This is a genomic window from Nannocystis punicea, from assembly GCF_026965555.1.
Lineage (GTDB): Bacteria > Myxococcota_A > Polyangia > Nannocystales > Nannocystaceae > Nannocystis > Nannocystis punicea.
This window is the reverse complement of sequence record NZ_CP114040.1, coordinates 6,662,732-6,677,704: the sequence shown is the minus strand read 5'-3', so window position 1 is coordinate 6,677,704 and position 14,973 is coordinate 6,662,732. Positions and strand designations below refer to the sequence as shown.

Annotated in this window: 11 protein-coding genes and 1 pseudogene; 5 read left to right on the top strand and 7 right to left on the bottom strand. The window is 73.1% G+C overall.

Going from position 1 to position 14,973, the window contains the following annotated elements; translation table 11 throughout:
• Positions 1 to 4 precede the first annotated feature (4 nt).
• Positions 5 to 496: an alpha/beta fold hydrolase gene (locus tag O0S08_RS25725; protein WP_269031919.1), complete on the bottom strand. Its 492-nt coding sequence runs from the start codon at positions 494 to 496 to the stop codon at positions 5 to 7.
• A gap of 48 nt (positions 497 to 544) precedes the next feature.
• Here O0S08_RS25725 and aat point away from each other — a divergent pair.
• Both aat and O0S08_RS25715 read left to right on the top strand, forming a co-directional pair.
• A pseudogene (aat, locus tag O0S08_RS51315) lies at positions 545 to 1,225 on the top strand (leucyl/phenylalanyl-tRNA--protein transferase); the annotation flags it as partial.
• A gap of 1,047 nt (positions 1,226 to 2,272) precedes the next feature.
• Positions 2,273 to 5,683, top strand: a complete 3,411-nt coding sequence (locus O0S08_RS25715; protein ID WP_443094079.1) for an amidohydrolase family protein — start codon at positions 2,273 to 2,275, stop codon at positions 5,681 to 5,683.
• 280 nt (positions 5,684 to 5,963) lie between these two features.
• On the opposite strand, the gene O0S08_RS25710 is transcribed toward O0S08_RS25715, so the two are convergent.
• The 4 genes from O0S08_RS25710 to O0S08_RS25695 form a co-directional block, all read right to left on the bottom strand.
• Positions 5,964 to 6,314 carry a hypothetical protein gene (locus O0S08_RS25710; RefSeq protein ID WP_269031917.1) on the bottom strand — a complete coding sequence of 117 codons (351 nt, stop codon included), beginning with the start codon at positions 6,312 to 6,314 and terminating at the stop codon, positions 5,964 to 5,966.
• Between the two features lie 39 nt (positions 6,315 to 6,353).
• Positions 6,354 to 6,899, bottom strand: a complete 546-nt coding sequence (locus tag O0S08_RS25705) for an HAD family hydrolase (RefSeq protein ID WP_269031916.1) — start codon at positions 6,897 to 6,899, stop codon at positions 6,354 to 6,356.
• Positions 6,900 to 7,015: 116 nt separating this feature from the next.
• Positions 7,016 to 8,023 (bottom strand): DUF294 nucleotidyltransferase-like domain-containing protein, encoded by a 1,008-nt coding sequence (locus O0S08_RS25700; RefSeq protein ID WP_269031915.1) that lies wholly within the window; start codon positions 8,021 to 8,023, stop codon positions 7,016 to 7,018.
• A 356-nt stretch (positions 8,024 to 8,379) separates the two neighbouring features.
• The gene (locus tag O0S08_RS25695) at positions 8,380 to 9,477 is read right to left on the bottom strand and encodes an HD domain-containing protein (protein WP_269031914.1); all 1,098 of its coding nucleotides are present in this window, start codon (positions 9,475 to 9,477) and stop codon (positions 8,380 to 8,382) included.
• Between the two features lie 165 nt (positions 9,478 to 9,642).
• On the opposite strand from O0S08_RS25695, the gene O0S08_RS25690 reads away from it, so the two are divergent.
• On the top strand, positions 9,643 to 10,146 hold the full coding sequence (locus O0S08_RS25690; RefSeq protein WP_269031913.1) for an EVE domain-containing protein: 504 nt from the start codon (positions 9,643 to 9,645) through the stop codon (positions 10,144 to 10,146).
• Complete coding sequence (locus O0S08_RS25685; RefSeq protein WP_269031912.1) at positions 10,143 to 10,685, top strand: class IV adenylate cyclase; 543 nt, start codon at positions 10,143 to 10,145, stop codon at positions 10,683 to 10,685. Before O0S08_RS25690 ends, O0S08_RS25685 begins: the two co-directional genes overlap by 4 nt.
• A 79-nt stretch (positions 10,686 to 10,764) precedes the next feature.
• Here O0S08_RS25685 and hemH read toward each other — a convergent pair whose 3' ends face one another.
• Positions 10,765 to 11,850, bottom strand: a complete 1,086-nt coding sequence (gene hemH / locus O0S08_RS25680) for a ferrochelatase (RefSeq protein WP_269031911.1) — start codon at positions 11,848 to 11,850, stop codon at positions 10,765 to 10,767.
• On the opposite strand from hemH, the gene O0S08_RS25675 reads away from it, so the two are divergent.
• Positions 11,849 to 12,688, top strand: coding sequence for a 4'-phosphopantetheinyl transferase family protein (locus tag O0S08_RS25675; protein WP_269031910.1), 840 nt, complete (start codon positions 11,849 to 11,851; stop codon positions 12,686 to 12,688). The genes hemH and O0S08_RS25675 overlap by 2 nt on opposite strands.
• A 252-nt stretch (positions 12,689 to 12,940) precedes the next feature.
• On the opposite strand, the gene O0S08_RS25670 is transcribed toward O0S08_RS25675, so the two are convergent.
• Complete coding sequence (locus O0S08_RS25670; protein WP_269031909.1) at positions 12,941 to 14,953, bottom strand: S8 family serine peptidase; 2,013 nt, start codon at positions 14,951 to 14,953, stop codon at positions 12,941 to 12,943.
• Between the last annotated feature and the right edge of the window lie 20 nt (positions 14,954 to 14,973).

Here is a 14,973-nt window from a genome sequence, read left to right as displayed (position 1 = left end):
CGCCTCAGGCGCGCGCGAACTCGGCGGCGGCGGCGACGATCCGGGCGAGCGAGCCGGCCAGGACGTGGGCGTCGTCGACGACCTCGAGGCGGACGCCCGGGTGGGCGGCGGCCCAGGACTCGATCGCGGCGACCGGGATGAGCTCGTCGTCGCGGCCGTGGATGACGACGGTGGGGCACGGCGGGGCGAGGTCGAGGGCGTCGGCGGGCGGCTCGCTCAGGATCAGCGCCGGCGCGGCGAGGACCAGGCCGCGGACGCGACCGCCGGCGCGGTGGTGGAGGATCGCGCCGCACAGCGCGGTCAGGCCGCCGTAGCTCGAGCCGACCAGGACGCAGCCGTCGTGCGCGGCGAGCTCGGGCATGAGGGCGGCGACCCGCGCGGCGAGGTTCATGCCGGTGAAGTCGGGCGCCACGAGGTCGAGCCCGGCGGCCCGCAGCGCTTGAGCTTTGCGCCCCTGCGGGCTGCCCTCGAGACCGTGGCAGAAGACGACCTTCATGCGGCGACAGGATACGCGGCGGGCCCTCCGCCGTGGTAGGCCATGACCATGCCGGTGTTCGCGCTGACGGACGAGCTGGTGTTCCCCGATCCGGGCCAGGCCGAGCCGGACGGCCTGCTCGCGCTCGGCGGCGACCTGCGGCCCGAGCGGGTGCTGCTGGCGTACGCGCACGGGATCTTCCCGTGGAACAGCGAGGACGAGCCGCTGCTGTGGTGGTCCCCGGCGCCGCGGGCGGTGCTGGTGCCGGGCGAGATCGCGGTGCCGCGCTCGCTGGCCAAGGCGATCCGCCGCCGGCCCTACCGGATCTCGCTCGACCTGTCCTTCGAGGCAGTCATCGCCGCGTGCGCCGAGACGCCGCGCCCGGGCCAGGACCGCACGTGGATCACGCCGGCGATCCGGGCCGCGTTCGCCGATCTGCACCGTCGCGGGCTGGTGCACAGCGTCGAGGCCTGGGACGGCGACCGCCTGGTCGGCGGGCTGTACGGGCTGGCGCTGGGGTCGGTGTTCTGCGGCGAGAGCATGTTCGCCCGCGCCGACGACGCGTCGAAGATCGCGTTCGTGGCCCTGGCGGAGCAGCTGCGGCGCTGGGAGTTCTCGCTGATCGATTGCCAGGTCGAGACGGCCCACCTGCGGCGCTTCGGGGCGACGCCGATCGAGCGAGCAGAGTTCATGCGCCGGCTGACGGCAGGGGTGGAGCGGCCGTGGCGGGTCGGGGTGTGGACGCTCGACGAAGACCTGGCCGGCCGGGCCGATGGGGGACCGCCGCCGCGCAAGGCGCCGCCGCCGGTGATGTGGCGGATGTCCCGAGAGACAGGTGGAGAGGGGCGGCGGCGGGACGAGGGCGGCGGCGGCCGCCGCAAGCGGCGTGCCGCCGGCCCGACTGGCGGGGCGGGCTCGACTGCGGCGCACGTCGGAGGGGTCGAGACGAAGGACATGGCGCGAGAGAGAGCCGCCCGGGCGCGAAGTGAGGTGACCCAGGATGCAGGTGAGCCTGCGAGCGCCGAGTCGGCACCGGCGCAGGAGATGGCCCGAGAGACAGTTGAGGCGGCGAGCGCTGCAGCGGCGAGTGAGATGGCCCGAGAGACAGGTGAGACGGCGGGCGCCGCAGCGGCGAATGAGATGGCCCGAGAGACAGGTGAGACGGCGAGCGCCGCAGCGGCGAATGAGATGGCCCGAGAGACAGGCGAGACGGCGAGCGCCGAGGTGGCGCCTGAGGGGGCACAAGAGACGGTGAGCGCCGGGCCGGCGAGTGAGATGGCCCGAGAGACAGGTGAGACGGCGAGCGCCGGGGTGGCGCCTGAGGGGGCACAAGCGACGGTGAGCGCCGAGTCGGCGAATGAGATGGTCCGAGAGACAGGTGAGACGGCGAGCGCCGAGGCGGCGCCTGAGGGGGCACAAGAGACGGTGAGCACCGAGCCGGCGAGTGAGATGGCCCGAGAGACAGGCGAGCGGGCGAGCGCCGGGGCGGCGCCTGAGCGGGCACAGGAGACAGGTGAGCGCCGAGGTGGCGAGTGAGATGGCCCGAGAGACAGGTGAGCTGGTGAGCGCCACTGGCCGAGTGCGGTCGTGACGTGTCTCGTGGGACAGGCGTCGCCGTCGCGGGCGGTCGTGCGGGCCGGAAGGCTCCCGGGCTGGCGGCGGGGAGGGTGAAGGCGGAGCGCTGGGCCGCCGGCGAGGCGGGCGGCGGACGTGAATCACCGCGTGCGGTCACGGAGCCGTCGGCTGCGCCGGGCGTGACGCACGGGGGCGCGCGAGGTATCATCCGCGCCCTCTCGCATGCAGCGCTCGCGCGTCGTTCGGCTCCTCGCAACTGCTCTCTCTCCGGCCCTCGCGGCTTCCCTCGCCGGTTCGGGCTGCACGCCCAAGTCGGCGGCTCCCACGCCGCCGGTGGCGCATCAACCGGGCGGGCCGCCGCCGGCGCCGCCGACCCCGGGCAAGGTCGGGGCCGACGGCAAGGAGGAGGCGCCGAAGTGGGACGTGAACGACCCCCCGGGCGAGGAGGCCGAGGTCGCGATCGACGTCACCGAGGGCACGTGGATGAGCCTCGACGTCAGCCCTGACGGGACCGAGATCGTGTTCGACCTGCTCGGGGACCTGTACGCGCTGCCGATCGCGGGCGGCGAGGCGCGGTCGCTGACCTCGGGCATGTCGTGGGACATGCAGCCGCGCTACAGCCCCGACGGCAAGTGGATCGCCTTCACCAGCGATCGCGGCGGCGGCGACAACGTGTGGGTGATCCCCCGCGGCGGCGGCGAGGCGCGGCAGGTGACGAAGGAGGACTTCCGGCTGGTCAACTCGCCGGTCTGGTCGCCCGACGGCAACTTCATCGCGGTGCGCAAGCACTTCACCAAGCACCGCAGCCTCGGCGCCGGCGAGATCTGGCTGTACCACGTGTCGGGCGGCAAGGGCCTGGCGATGACCGAGAAGCCCAACGACCAGAAGGACGTCAACGAGCCGGCCTTCTCGCCCGACGGCAAGTACGTGTACTTCAGCCAGGACACCACGCCGGGGCCGTACTTCGAGTACAACAAGGACCCGTACGCCGGCATCTACACCGTCCGCCGGCTCGAGCGGGCGACCGGGCGCATCGAGGACCTGGTCGGAGGGACAGGTGGTGCGGCCCGGCCGACGCCGTCGCACGACGGCAAGTCGCTGGCGTTCATCCGCCGCGTCGGGGCGACGCCGCAGCACCCCGGCTCGACGGCGCTGTACGTGCGCGACGTGACGAGCGGGCAGGAGCGCCTGCTGGTCCGCGGGCTCGAGCGCGACAACCAGGAGACGTGGGCGATCCACGGGGTCTACCCGGCGTTCGCGTTCACGCCCGACGACCGCGCGATCGTCTACTGGAGCGCCGGCAAGCTGCACCGCGTCGACGTCGCCGACGGCAGGGTCAGCGACATCGCCTTCCACGTGAAGACGACGCGCAAGATCCAGCCGGCGATCCGTTACCCGGTCAAGGTGGCCCCGCCGGAGTTCGCGGTGAAGATGCTGCGCTGGCCGACTGTCAGCCCCGACGGCAAGTCGGTGGTCTACCAGGCGCTCGGCAAGCTGTACGTGAGGACATTGCCCAACGGACAGCCCAAGCGGCTGACGGCCCAGAACGAACACGTCGAGCTCTACCCGACGTTCACCCGCGACGGCAAGTCGATCGTCTACGCGACGTGGGACGACCAGGGCTTCGGCAGCGTCCGCGTGATGCCGGCGAAGGGCGGCAAGAGCCGGGTGCTGACGACCGAGCCGGGGCACTACGTCGAGCCGGCGGTGTCGCCCGACGGGCAGACGGTGGTGTACCGCAAGGTCGCGGGCGGGTGGACGCGCTCGCCGGCGTGGTCGGCGGAGCTGGGGCTCTACGCGGTGCCGCTGCGCGGGGGGACGCCGAAGCGGATCGTCCGCGAGGGCGAGCAGCCGCACTTCGGGGCGGCCAGCGACCGCCTGTTCTACGCGCTCGACAAGGACGACAAGGTCCAGCTGTGGAGCGTGGCGCTCGACGGCACCGAGCCGTATCACCACGCGAGCAGCGAGCAGGCGACCGCGTTCGAGGTGTCGCCGGACGGGCAGTGGATCGCCTGGCAGGAGGGCTTCCAGGCCCACGTGGCGCCGTTCCCGGCGACCGGGCGCGCGGTCGACCTGGCGCCGAAGATGGAGGCGGTGCCGTCGATCAAGGTGTCGAAGGACGCGGGCAACGAGCTGCACTGGTCGGGCGACAGCAAGCGCCTGCACTGGTCGCTGGGGCCGCAGCTGTACACGCGCGCGCTCGACGAGGTGTTCGCGTTCCTGCGCGAAGATGCTTCACGGCCCTCCGGGCCTGAAGCGGCCAAGCCGCCGGAGGGGCCGCTGCCGGACGCGCCGGGGATCGAGATCGGGTTCACGCAGGCGACCGCGCGGCCCAAGGGGGCGGTGGCGCTGGTCGGGGCCAGGGCGATCACGATGAAGGGCGAGGAGGTGATCGAGCGGGCGACGATCGTGATCCAGGACGACCGGATCCAGGCCGTCGGTCCCGAAGGACAGGTGGCGATCCCGGCCGGCGCGCGCACGATCGACCTCAAGGGCGCGACGGTGATCCCGGGGCTCGTCGACGTGCACGCGCACGGGTCGGCCGGCGAGCAGGGCATCGTGCCGGAGCAGAACTGGCACCACCTGTCGGCGCTGTCGTTCGGGGTGACGACGCTGCACGACCCGAGCAACGACACCGCGACGATCTTCGCCGCGAGCGAGCTGCAGAAGGCGGGCCTGATCGCGGCGCCGCGGATCTACTCGACCGGGACGATCCTCTACGGGGCGCTGGCGCCGTTCAAGGCGCAGATCGACTCGCTCGACGACGCCCGCTCGCACCTGCGGCGGATGAAGGCGGTCGGGGCGTTCTCGGTCAAGAGCTACAACCAGCCGCGCCGCGAGCAGCGGCAGCAAGTGCTCGCCGCGGCGCGCGAGCTCGAGATGATGGTGGTGCCCGAGGGCGGCGCGCTCTACCACCACAACATGACGATGGTGGCCGACGGCCACACGGGAGTCGAGCACGCGGTGCCGGTGGCGACGCTGTACGCCGACGCGCTGCAGCTGTGGGGCGGCACCAAGGTCGGCTACACGCCGACGCTCGGGGTCGCGTACGGCGGGCTCGGCGGCGAGAACTATTGGTACGCGACGACCGACGTGTGGAAGAACGCGGCGCTGACCCGCTTCGTGCCGCAGCACGCGTTCGCCGGTTCGGCCTACCGGCGGGTGACTGCGTCGGAGGGCGACTGGAACCACGTGCGCGCGGCCCAGACGGCCAAGAAGCTGCTCGACGCCGGGGTCGGCGTGAACCTCGGCGCGCACGGCCAGCGCGAGGGCCTGGCGGCCCACTGGGAGGTGTGGATGCTGGCCCAGGGCGGGATGACGCCGCACGAGGCGCTGCGCGCGGGGACTCTCAACGGCGCCCGCTACCTCGGCCTCGACGCCGACCTCGGCTCGATCGAGCCCGGCAAGCTGGCCGACCTGGCCGTGCTGGCCAAGGACCCGCTGGTGGAGATCCGCAACACCGACTCGGTGACGCACGTGGTCGTCGGCGGCCGCGTGTTCGAGGCGACGACGATGCGCGAGCTCGGCGGGCTCGGATATGTGCCGCAGCCGCTCTACTGGCTGGCCGCGGAGGGCCAGGCGAGCACGGCGACGCCGCCGAAGCACGCGCGCTGCGACCACGGCGAGCCGTGAGAGGCGCGGAGGTGCCTGGCCGGGAGGACAGGTGCGTAGCGACCACGGCGAGCCCCGTGAACTCGACTTACCGCTGTGAAAGGCGGGGGCGCCGGCGGGCACGAGGCGGCTGGTCGGGAGGACATGTTCCTGTAGACATGTCGTCGACCTCGCTCCCGGCGAGGAGCGGGGCTCAAGCGCGCGCCCCCGACCGGGACGTCCCCTCCAGCGGCTTCGCGGGACCGCGAGGATATGTCCTCACGGTCAGGAGTGGATGCCCCTCAGGACATGTCCCTGAGGATCAATCCCACTCGCACACGCCGCGGTGCTTGCACTTCTGGCCGGGGGCGCAGTCGGCGGCGGTGTTGCAGCCGTAGAAGCAGCGGCCGTGCTCGCACAGGAGGCCGGGCGGGCACTCGGGGTCGGCGTCGCACTCGTAGGTACACATGCCGCCGTCGCACTCTTTGCTGTCGCAGCAGTAGCCGGAGCCGCACTCGTCGTCGTCGTCGCAGTAGGCACCGACGCCGCCGGGGCAGTGCGGATCGAAGCGGCAGTCACCTCCGGGCGGGCCCGGGGGGCCGCAGGTGACGCTCAGCAAGGCGCCGAGGGAGAGGCCGATGAGGGTGCAGAGCCAGCCGGGCGAGCGGTGCATGGGGGGGAGGATCGACGGGGGCGGGGGTGTCGTCAATGGTCAGGCCTGCGGGCCGCCGGCCCCGATGGCGGCCAGGAGCCGCGCCTCGAGGTCGGCGCCCGGGAGGGCCCACACGGCCGTGAGACCAGCCGCACGCGCGGCCGCGATGTTGGCGGTCTGATCGTCGACGACGACGACGGCGGGGGCGAGGGCGCGGAGGTGGGCCCAGAACCCCGGATCGGGCTTGGCGACGCCGAGCTCGGCGCTGCACAGCCAGTGATCGACGAGACCGGACCCGCCGAGCCGCTCCCGGATGACTGCGAGCCAGGCGCGGGCAAAGTTGGTGGCGAGGGCGATCCGGTGGCCGCGCGCGCGCAGGCGCGAGACGAGGGCGAGGCGGTCGCTCCGCAGACGCAGGCAGGCGCGGTAGGCGGCGGCGGAGGCGGGGTCCCAGAAGGCCTCCTCCTCGATCGCGCCGACCCGCAGCCGATGCCAGCGCTCGCGGTCGGGGGCGCGATCGATCTCCCGCCACGACGGCTCGGCGAGCACGCCGATCAGGTCGAAGGCGACGAGCGGCAAGTCGGGCGAAGGTGTGGGTTCAGACATTTTTTTGAAGAAGACCTGTCACGAGGTGCAGGCCATGGCGCGGGGTCGGGTAGCGCGTGCTTCGGACCTCTGCTGGCTCGGGTGCCTGTTCGGACATGGTCTTCGGGACCTGACCTTCAGAGCAGGCCGTAGCGGACGAGGTGATCGGGGGAGCGCTGCCACAGGTGGCCGACGACGGCGGTGGCGGCCTCGTCGAAGCGCTCGGCGCCGGCGCGCAGGCGGCGGAACACGGGCGAGTCTTCGCGCGCGTCGTAGGCGAGGAGGTCGAGGGCGCGGCGGGTGTCGGCGTCGGCGAGGGCGGCGAGGAAGGCGTCGTAGGCGGTGACGAGGCCGGCGCACAGGGGGAGGCCGCCGAGCGGGCGCAGCGCGTCGGCGACGCGCAGGAGCGGCGGCCGGGGCAGGTGCTCGGCGAGCCAGCCGTCGCGGGCCTCGTCGGGCAGCAGCGCGGCGCGGCAGAACACCGCGAGGTTGGCGAGGTGCCACAGCTTGCGCGAGTGACGGAGCTTGAAGTAGCGGATGGCCCAGTGCTTGCCGGCGTTCTCGACCTTGAACCGGTAGTCGACGCAGATCGTGCGGTAGTAACGGTGGAGGTCGTTGCTCAGCGAGGTGAGGTAGCGGCCGCGGGTGATCGCGCCGGCGGTGTAGGCGCCGAACACCTGCTCGACGATGGCGGCCGCGTCGGCGGCGTTGGCCAGCCAGGCGCCCTCGGTCAGCAGGAGGGCGCGGTAGGTGAGGTGGTCGTTGCAGTCATCGCGGCCGCCGATGTCGCCGAGCAGATCGTCGAGGGCGACGGCGCTGTGGAAGGTCTTGTCGGCGACGTCGAGGCCGCGCGCGCGCAGGACGGCGGCGACCGCCTCGCGCGCGCGGTGGGCGTCGGCGGGATCGAGCGTGCCGCGGCGGTAGACGACGGCCAGGTCGAGGTCGCTGAGGACGCTCGACTCGTGGCGGCCCAGCGAGCCGAGCGCGAAGGCGGCGCAGCCGGCCGGGACGGCGTCGGCGAGGGCACGCCGCAGCTCGGCGAGCCGCGCGTGCGAGCCGGCTGCCGCCGCGAGGACGTGGGGCGCGTCGGCTCCGGTGAGTCCGAGCTCGGTCAACAGCGGCGAATAGTCGACCGGGCCGCGCATTTCAGGGCCTCCTGGCGCGGGGGCGTCGGCCGCAGCGACGCGCGGGGTCCGGAGCGCTGCGCATCGGCTGTTCCGCAGGACATGTCCCCATGGACAGGAGCGTCCGAGCGCCGCTGCGAGGGGAGTCGGAGCTCCGGCGGCTCGGCGCGCGGCATGGCTGTCGATCAGAACATGTTCTTGAGGACAGGTGAGTCGGGGCGCCGAAATACTGTCGATCAGAACATGTTCTTGAGGACAGGAGTGTCGCGGCGGCGGCGCGGGGCGGGCCGGAGCGCCGGGAACTCGGCGCGCGCAAGGGCTGTCCAGCGAGACATGTCCTTGTGGACAGGAATGTCTGGGCGCCGGCGCGAGGCATGTCAGATCTCCGGGCCCTCGGCGCCGGGCATGACCGTCCATCGGGCCATGTCCTCGTGGACATGGTCGTCGACCGCGATCGGCAGCGACAGCTGGGCGGCCGCGTGGCGCGGGCTGACGAACGCGAGCTGACGGCTGTGGCGGTAGCGGCGCGACCACTGCGGGCGCGGCAGGCCGTGCGGGCCGGGGGCGACGGAGGGGTCGACGAAGTAGCGCTTGTGCACGCGCGGGACCACGTCGTCGCCGCCGGCCGGGGGGACGCGGGTGCTCTGGAAGCGGTCGTCTTGCCCTTCGGACAGGCCGCTGCGGCGGGCGGTCGCGTCGGCGAGGCCGCGCAGGGCGGCGTCGTCGAACTCGGCGAAGCGGGCGAACACCCGCCGGTCGAACGCGTCGGCGACCGCGCGCGACAGCTCGGCCTCGCACACGATGTTCGACGGGAGGTTGATGACCTCGCTGTAGATCCGGTCCTTGAGGGCCCAGAAGCGGTCGATGACGGGGAGGGCGTCGGGGTCGATGAGCAGCTCGCGGCCGCGGCGGACGAACACGTCCCGCGGCAGCCGCACGCCGGCGCGGCCGAAGGTGCGGGCGGTGCGGACGATGCCGTCGAGGGTGTCGAGGTTGATCGGCGCGAGCAGGAGGGCCGAGAGGTCGAGGGCGAGGCCGTCGCTCGCGCCGCCGATGATCGCCCACACCCGCTCGGGGTCGAGGTCGATGCTCTGCAGCACGGGGCGCAGCGACAGCGCCTCCGGGATCGCGCCGTTGCCGAGGACGATCCACTCGCTCACGCCGTGGTGGGCCACCCCGAGGGCGCGCTCGAAGCCCGGCTCGGCCGCGTGCGACAGCGGGAAGTGGCCGATGTCGTGCAGCAGGCAGGCGGCGACGAAGTGGCGCAGGTCGCCGCGCGCGAGGTCGAGGGCGGCGCCGAAGCGGTGGCCGAGGGCGGCGACGCCGAGCGAGTGATCGAGGCGGGTCGCGGGGTCGTGGCTGCGCGGGTGCCAGTCGAGGGTGCCGAGGAAGCTGACCCGACCGAGGCGCTGCACCCACGGCGAGTCGAGCAGCGGGGCGCCGAGCAGGCGGACGAGGGCCGGGGGGGGAGGCACGGCCCACGGACGCTGGCACAGGCCCGCGGTGCTGCCAAGGGGGGGAACAGGGGAGGCGCACGCAGCTCGCGGTGAGGGTTCGTGACGGGCCCGGCCGACCGCGCCGGGCTCGTGTCGCGGCCGCTTGCAAACCGGCGCGCGCTCTGCGAATCCATCCTGGGACGCATGACGAAGAAGTCCGCGAAGATCCGCTATTGGCTCATGAAGAGCGAGCCGGACGTGTTCTCGATCGACGATCTGCAGCGCCTCGGCAAGACCGCCTGGGAGGGCGTGCGCAACTACACCGCCCGCAACTCGATGCGCGACGACATGAAGATCGGCGACCTGGTGATCTTCTACCACTCGAGCGTCGAGCCCGCCGGCGCGGTCGGGCTCGCTCGCGTGTGCAGCGAGCCGTACCCCGACGCGACGCAGTTCGACGAGAAGAGCGAGTACTACGACGCCAAGTCGACGCGCGAGGCGCCGCGGTGGATCCTCGTCGACGTCGAGTTCGTCGAGAAGTGGCCGGCGATGGTGACGCTGCACGCGCTCAAGGCCGAGAAGGCGCTGAAGAGCATGCTGGTGGTCCAGAAGGGTCAGCGGCTCAGCGTCCAGGCGGTCGAGCCGCGCCACTTCGAGCGGGTGTTGCAGATGGCGGGCCGCCAGCCGGCCGAGGCGGTGACCGCGTGAGCGCGGCTCGCAACATCGAGCTCAAGGCGCGCTGCCCCGACCTCGCCGCGGCGCGCGCGGCCGCCGAGCGCCACGGGGCCCGCTTCGTCCGCGTCGAGCACCAGCGCGACACGTTCTTCCACGCCCGCACCGGCCGCCTGAAGCTGCGCGAACGGACATGGCGTGAGGGACAGGACGCGGAGGACAGGTCGGGCGCGGAGCTGATCCCGTACGAGCGCTCCGACGCGGGCGGGGCGCGCGAGAGCCGCTACCACGTGGTGCCGGTGATCGAGCCCGCGGCCCTGATCGCGGCGCTGGCGGCGGCCCTCGGGGTCCGCGGGGTGGTGGCGAAGCGGCGCGAGCTGTGGATGTGGCACAACGTCCGGATCCACCTCGACGAGGTCGAGGGGCTGGGGGCGTTCGTCGAGTTCGAGGCGGTCATGTTCCCCGGCGAGACCGACGCCGAGGCCCACGCGCGGGTGGCGGCCCTGCAGGCCGCGCTCGGCCTGGCCGACGCCAGCGTCGTGCCGGTGGCCTACGCCGACCTGCTCGAGCTGTGACGAGGCCTGGCTGAAGGAGCCTGTCCTTCGGGGCATGTCCTCGGGAGCATGTCCCGGGAGGCATGTCCTGAGGGCGAGTTCAGGCGGACAGCGGCGGGGCGGGCCTGTCCGTGAGGACAGGCAGGGCGCGCGGGTGCGGGGCGGACTCGCGGATGATGGTGGCGAGCGCGGCGACCCACACCGGGTGATCGTTGAGGCAGGGGACCAGGCGCAGGTCCTCGCCGCCGGCGGCCTTGAACGACTCGGCGGCGCGGATGCCGATCTCCTCGAGGGTCTCGAGGCAGTCGGCGACGAACGCCGGGCAGAACACGGCCAGGCGGCGGACGCCGCGGCGCGCCAGCTCGACGAGCTCGACGTCGGTGAACGGGCGGATCCACGGGGTGCGGCCGAGGCGCGACTGAAAGCCGATGCTGGTGGTGTCGCGGGCGAGGCCGAGGCGGTCGCGCAGGGCCGTGGCGGTGGCGACGCAGTGGGCGCGGTAGCAGTTGCGGTTGTTGACGCCGATGCTGTCGCAGCAGTCGGGGCGGGCCAGGCAGTGCGCGCCGCTCGGGTCGCTCTTCTTGACCTGCCGCTCGGGCAGGCCGTGGAAGCTGAAGAGGACGTGGTCGGGCCGGAAGTCCTCGAGGACAGGTGCGCCGACCCGCGCGAGGGCGTCGATGAAGGCGGGGTGGTCGTAGAACGGCGGGACGATGGTGAGGAAGGGGGTGTTCCACGGCTCGCCGGCGGCGCGGTAGAGGGCCTCGACGGTCGAGCCGGTGGAGCTGGCGGCGTACTGCGGGTACAGCGGGACGGCGACGATCCGGTCGCAGCCGCGCGCGCGCAGAGCGTCGAGGCCGCGCTGCAGCGAGGGCTCGCCGTAACGCATGGCGAGCTCGACGTCGACGTCAGGCATGGCGACCCGCAGGGCCTCGGTGAGCCGGCGCGAGTGGTGCAGGAGGGGCGAGCCGTCCGGGCCCCAGACGGTGCGGTAGGCGGCCGCCGAGCGCGCCGGCCGGAAGGGGAGGATGACGAGGTTGAGCAGCAACCACCGCCCGACTGCGCCGATGTCGAGGACGCGCGGGTCGGACAGGAACTCGCGCAGGTAGCGGCGCACCTCGGGGACGCGCGGGGCGTCGGGCGTGCCGAGGTTGATGAGGAGGACGCCGAGCTTCGGTTCGGGGCGCATGCGCGGGCGCATCGTGGCGCGGTTCGCCAGGGGCCGCAACTGCACGGCCGGCTTGACGCGGGCCCGGCGCGCGAGCCACGTTGCAGGGGTGACGGAGCGGCAGAGCCTGGCGCCCGGCGAGGTCCACGTGTGGCTGTGCGCGGCCGAGACGCAGGTCGACGCCGGCTGGCTGGCGGCCGCGCGCGGGCTGCTCAACGCGGAGGAGCAGGCGCGCCAGGATCGCTTCGTCTTCGAGCGCAACCGCCGGCAGTTCGCGGTCGCGCGGGTGCTGGTCCGGCAGATCCTGGCGAGCTACACCGGGATCGCAGCGACCGAGCTGCGCTTCGTCGCCAATCAGTACGGGCGACCGGCGCTGATCGAGGCAGGCGAGCTCGAGTTCAACCTGTCGCACACCGACGGGCTGGCGGCGCTGGCGGTGACCCGCGCCGGCGAGATCGGGGTCGACGTCGAGGACGCGGACCGGCGCGCGCGACCCGAGGAGGTGGCCGACCACTTCTTCGCGCCGTCGGAGGTCGCGGGGCTGATGGCGCTGCCGGAGTACGAGCGACGGGCCCGCTTCTTCGACCTGTGGACGCTCAAGGAGGCGTACATCAAGGCGCGCGGGATGGGCCTGGCGATCCCGCTCGACGCGTTCGCGTACGACCTGTCGCGCGGGCGCGCGGCGATCGACCTGGCGATCGACGCGTCGCTCGGCGACCCGCGCGCGGGGTGGGAATTTTTTCTCGACGATCCGACGCCGCGCCACCGCCTGGCGCTGGCGGCTCGCTTGCCCGAGCGCGCGCCGGTGAAGGTGCGCTATCGATGGGTCGGACCGGCCGGTCCGGGCCGGCTCGGCTAGGCGAGCGAGCCTGGGAAGTAGCCTGTCTCTCAGGACATATCCCATGGGCTGGGCGAACAGGCGGCGGGAGGACGCGGTGACACGCGGCGAGGCGCAGAGCGGAGGCGCGCCTCTGTCAGATCGTATGTCTGAAGAGACATGTTTGGGGCGGGGCAGGCGCGGCCCAGGCGAACGTTCAGAGGCCGTCTCACGGTCGCATGTCTGAAGAGACATGTTCGGATCGTCGAGCGGCGCGACCGCGCGTACGCAAGTTCAGGGATAGACCGCGATCGCGCTGACGAGCGCGGCGGTGCCCCCGGCGGCGTCCGCGACGTTGAAGGCGAGGGTCCCGCTGGTGATCGCCTCGGTCGTGAGGACGGAGGCGAGAGTGACCGGGCCAGCGCCGAGATCGACGGTGTAGCGCGTGAGGTCGACCTCCGCGCCGGCGCTGCTGACGGTGACCTGGACCAGCCGGCTGGCGAGATACCCGCCGTTCGGCCGCCTGAACTCGAGGACGGGATCGACGAGGGTGACGGCACCGCCCGTGTAATCGGGGTTGAGCGACAGCTTGAGCTTGCCGCGGCGGATCGGGCACGCAGGACACAGAGGCGTGTCCGGTTGGGGACGCAGCCAGGGTTCGGCGCCTGGTGCGAGTTGAGGCGAGGTCGCGGCCTGGACGTCGCAGCGCGTGCGCACGACGTCTCCGCGGCCGCAGCGGACGGTCTCGGCGGTGCACGCGAGGGCTCGCGGCATGGCCACGGGGAGCGTGACCGGCGTCGCGTCCTGGGTCTGGGCCGGTGCGGTCGGGGGCTCGTACGGGTTTGGGCAGGTCGCGCCCGCGTAGCGGAGCGCGCACATGTGCTCGAAGACGCCGTGGGCCCAGAGCCGTGTCGCCCGCGACTTTTGCATCCCGAGGTCGACGGTTTGCGCGGTCGGCTGGCCGCTGGCATCGAGGAGGGCGATGACCTGATGCGGGCCGAGGACGCGGTGGTGCGACCAGACCTGGACAGCGAGGGCCGAGAGTGCGGCGGCGGCGATCGAGGTGCCGGTGAGCGGCTCGGTCTGGCGACCGCCCGCGCCGACGACCGCCTGGAAGGCCGGCAAGACGCGTGGGGGAGTGCCGCCGGGGCGAGCGATCGGGATGGCGCGGCCGTCCGGATCGATCCCACCGGCGCCGTAGACGAGCGACCTCGAGCCGACGGCGACCGCGGGATCGCCGGGGCGCCAGGCCGGGAGCGTGCCGAACAGCGCCTCACAGCGCGAGCGGTCCGGGGCGGGATAGCGCTCCCAGCTGGCAGGCGCCACGAGACCCTGCTGCTCGCAGGCGGCGCCGGGGTTGTTGCCGGCGGCGGCGATCGGGAGCGCCTCGAGACATGTCGCATAGACCATGGCCGTATGGACAGCCTGAACCGTGGCCTCGACGGCGGCGCTCGGGGTGACGAGGAGGTCGGTGTGCGCGGCCTCCTGGCCCGCGGAGGTCAGCTCGCCGCCGTAGCGGGGATCCCAGCCGAGGCTGAGGTTCAGGACCAGCGGCGAGGTCCGCATGTCCGACTTCTGCCTGCGCACGACGGCCTCGCCGAGCGCGTGGGCGAGGCTGCCGAGGCTGCCGAGCGGGCCGCCGCTGGCCGTCGGGAACGGCGAGGCGGAGGTGTACGGGAACGCCTGGGCGTGGAACTGCTGGCCGCGGCAGCCGGCCTCGTCGTTGGGGCAACGCAGGGCGCCGACGACCTCGGCCATGGCGACGCCGTGGCGTTGATGCCCGGCTGCTCCCGTGTACGTGAGCGCGGCCTCGGCGAAGCCCAGGGTGTCGATGACGGCGACCCGCGCAGGGCCCTCGATGCCGTTGTGCACGGAGGGGCCCGCGGCGCCGGCCGGACGTGCTCCCATGGCGCGGAGGAAGGCGTCGTTGAGCGTGGCGCGGATGGTGGGATCGGCGCCGAGATACGCGCCCTGCGGGATGACGACTTCGCGATCGGGATCGACGCGGACGACCTTGTCCGCCGGGGCGAACGCCGGGCCGGCGATGGGGCCGGCGTTGTCGGCCCAGGCGTAGACGCAGAAGCGCTCGAGCGGGGCGGGGAGGACGCCCTTGGGTCCCAGCAAGGTCGCGGTCTCGCCGCTGCGGAACAGCGGCTCGGCCTTCCAGCGCGGATCGGAGGCCGCAGGGCAAGGGGCGGCGGGGGTCTTGTCGACGAGCGCGACGTGCCGGCGCCAGACGGTCCGCGTGGGCTTGACCGTGCCGAGGAGGGACGGGGCGGCGCCGGCACGAGATGGCTGAAGAGACATGCTCGGAGAGGCAGGTTCAC

Coding starts and splice junctions, on each gene's coding strand:
- O0S08_RS25670 (WP_269031909.1), bottom strand. CDS start 14,953: ATGTCTCTTCAGCCATCTCGTGCCGGCGCCGCCCCGTCCCTCCTCGGC.
- O0S08_RS25715 (WP_443094079.1), top strand. CDS start 2,273: ATGCAGCGCTCGCGCGTCGTTCGGCTCCTCGCAACTGCTCTCTCTCCG.
- O0S08_RS25725 (WP_269031919.1), bottom strand. CDS start 496: ATGAAGGTCGTCTTCTGCCACGGTCTCGAGGGCAGCCCGCAGGGGCGC.
- O0S08_RS25710 (WP_269031917.1), bottom strand. CDS start 6,314: ATGCACCGCTCGCCCGGCTGGCTCTGCACCCTCATCGGCCTCTCCCTC.
- O0S08_RS25690 (WP_269031913.1), top strand. CDS start 9,643: ATGACGAAGAAGTCCGCGAAGATCCGCTATTGGCTCATGAAGAGCGAG.
- O0S08_RS25675 (WP_269031910.1), top strand. CDS start 11,849: ATGCGCGGGCGCATCGTGGCGCGGTTCGCCAGGGGCCGCAACTGCACG.
- O0S08_RS25700 (WP_269031915.1), bottom strand. CDS start 8,023: ATGCGCGGCCCGGTCGACTATTCGCCGCTGTTGACCGAGCTCGGACTC.
- hemH (WP_269031911.1), bottom strand. CDS start 11,850: ATGCGCCCCGAACCGAAGCTCGGCGTCCTCCTCATCAACCTCGGCACG.
- O0S08_RS25705 (WP_269031916.1), bottom strand. CDS start 6,899: ATGTCTGAACCCACACCTTCGCCCGACTTGCCGCTCGTCGCCTTCGAC.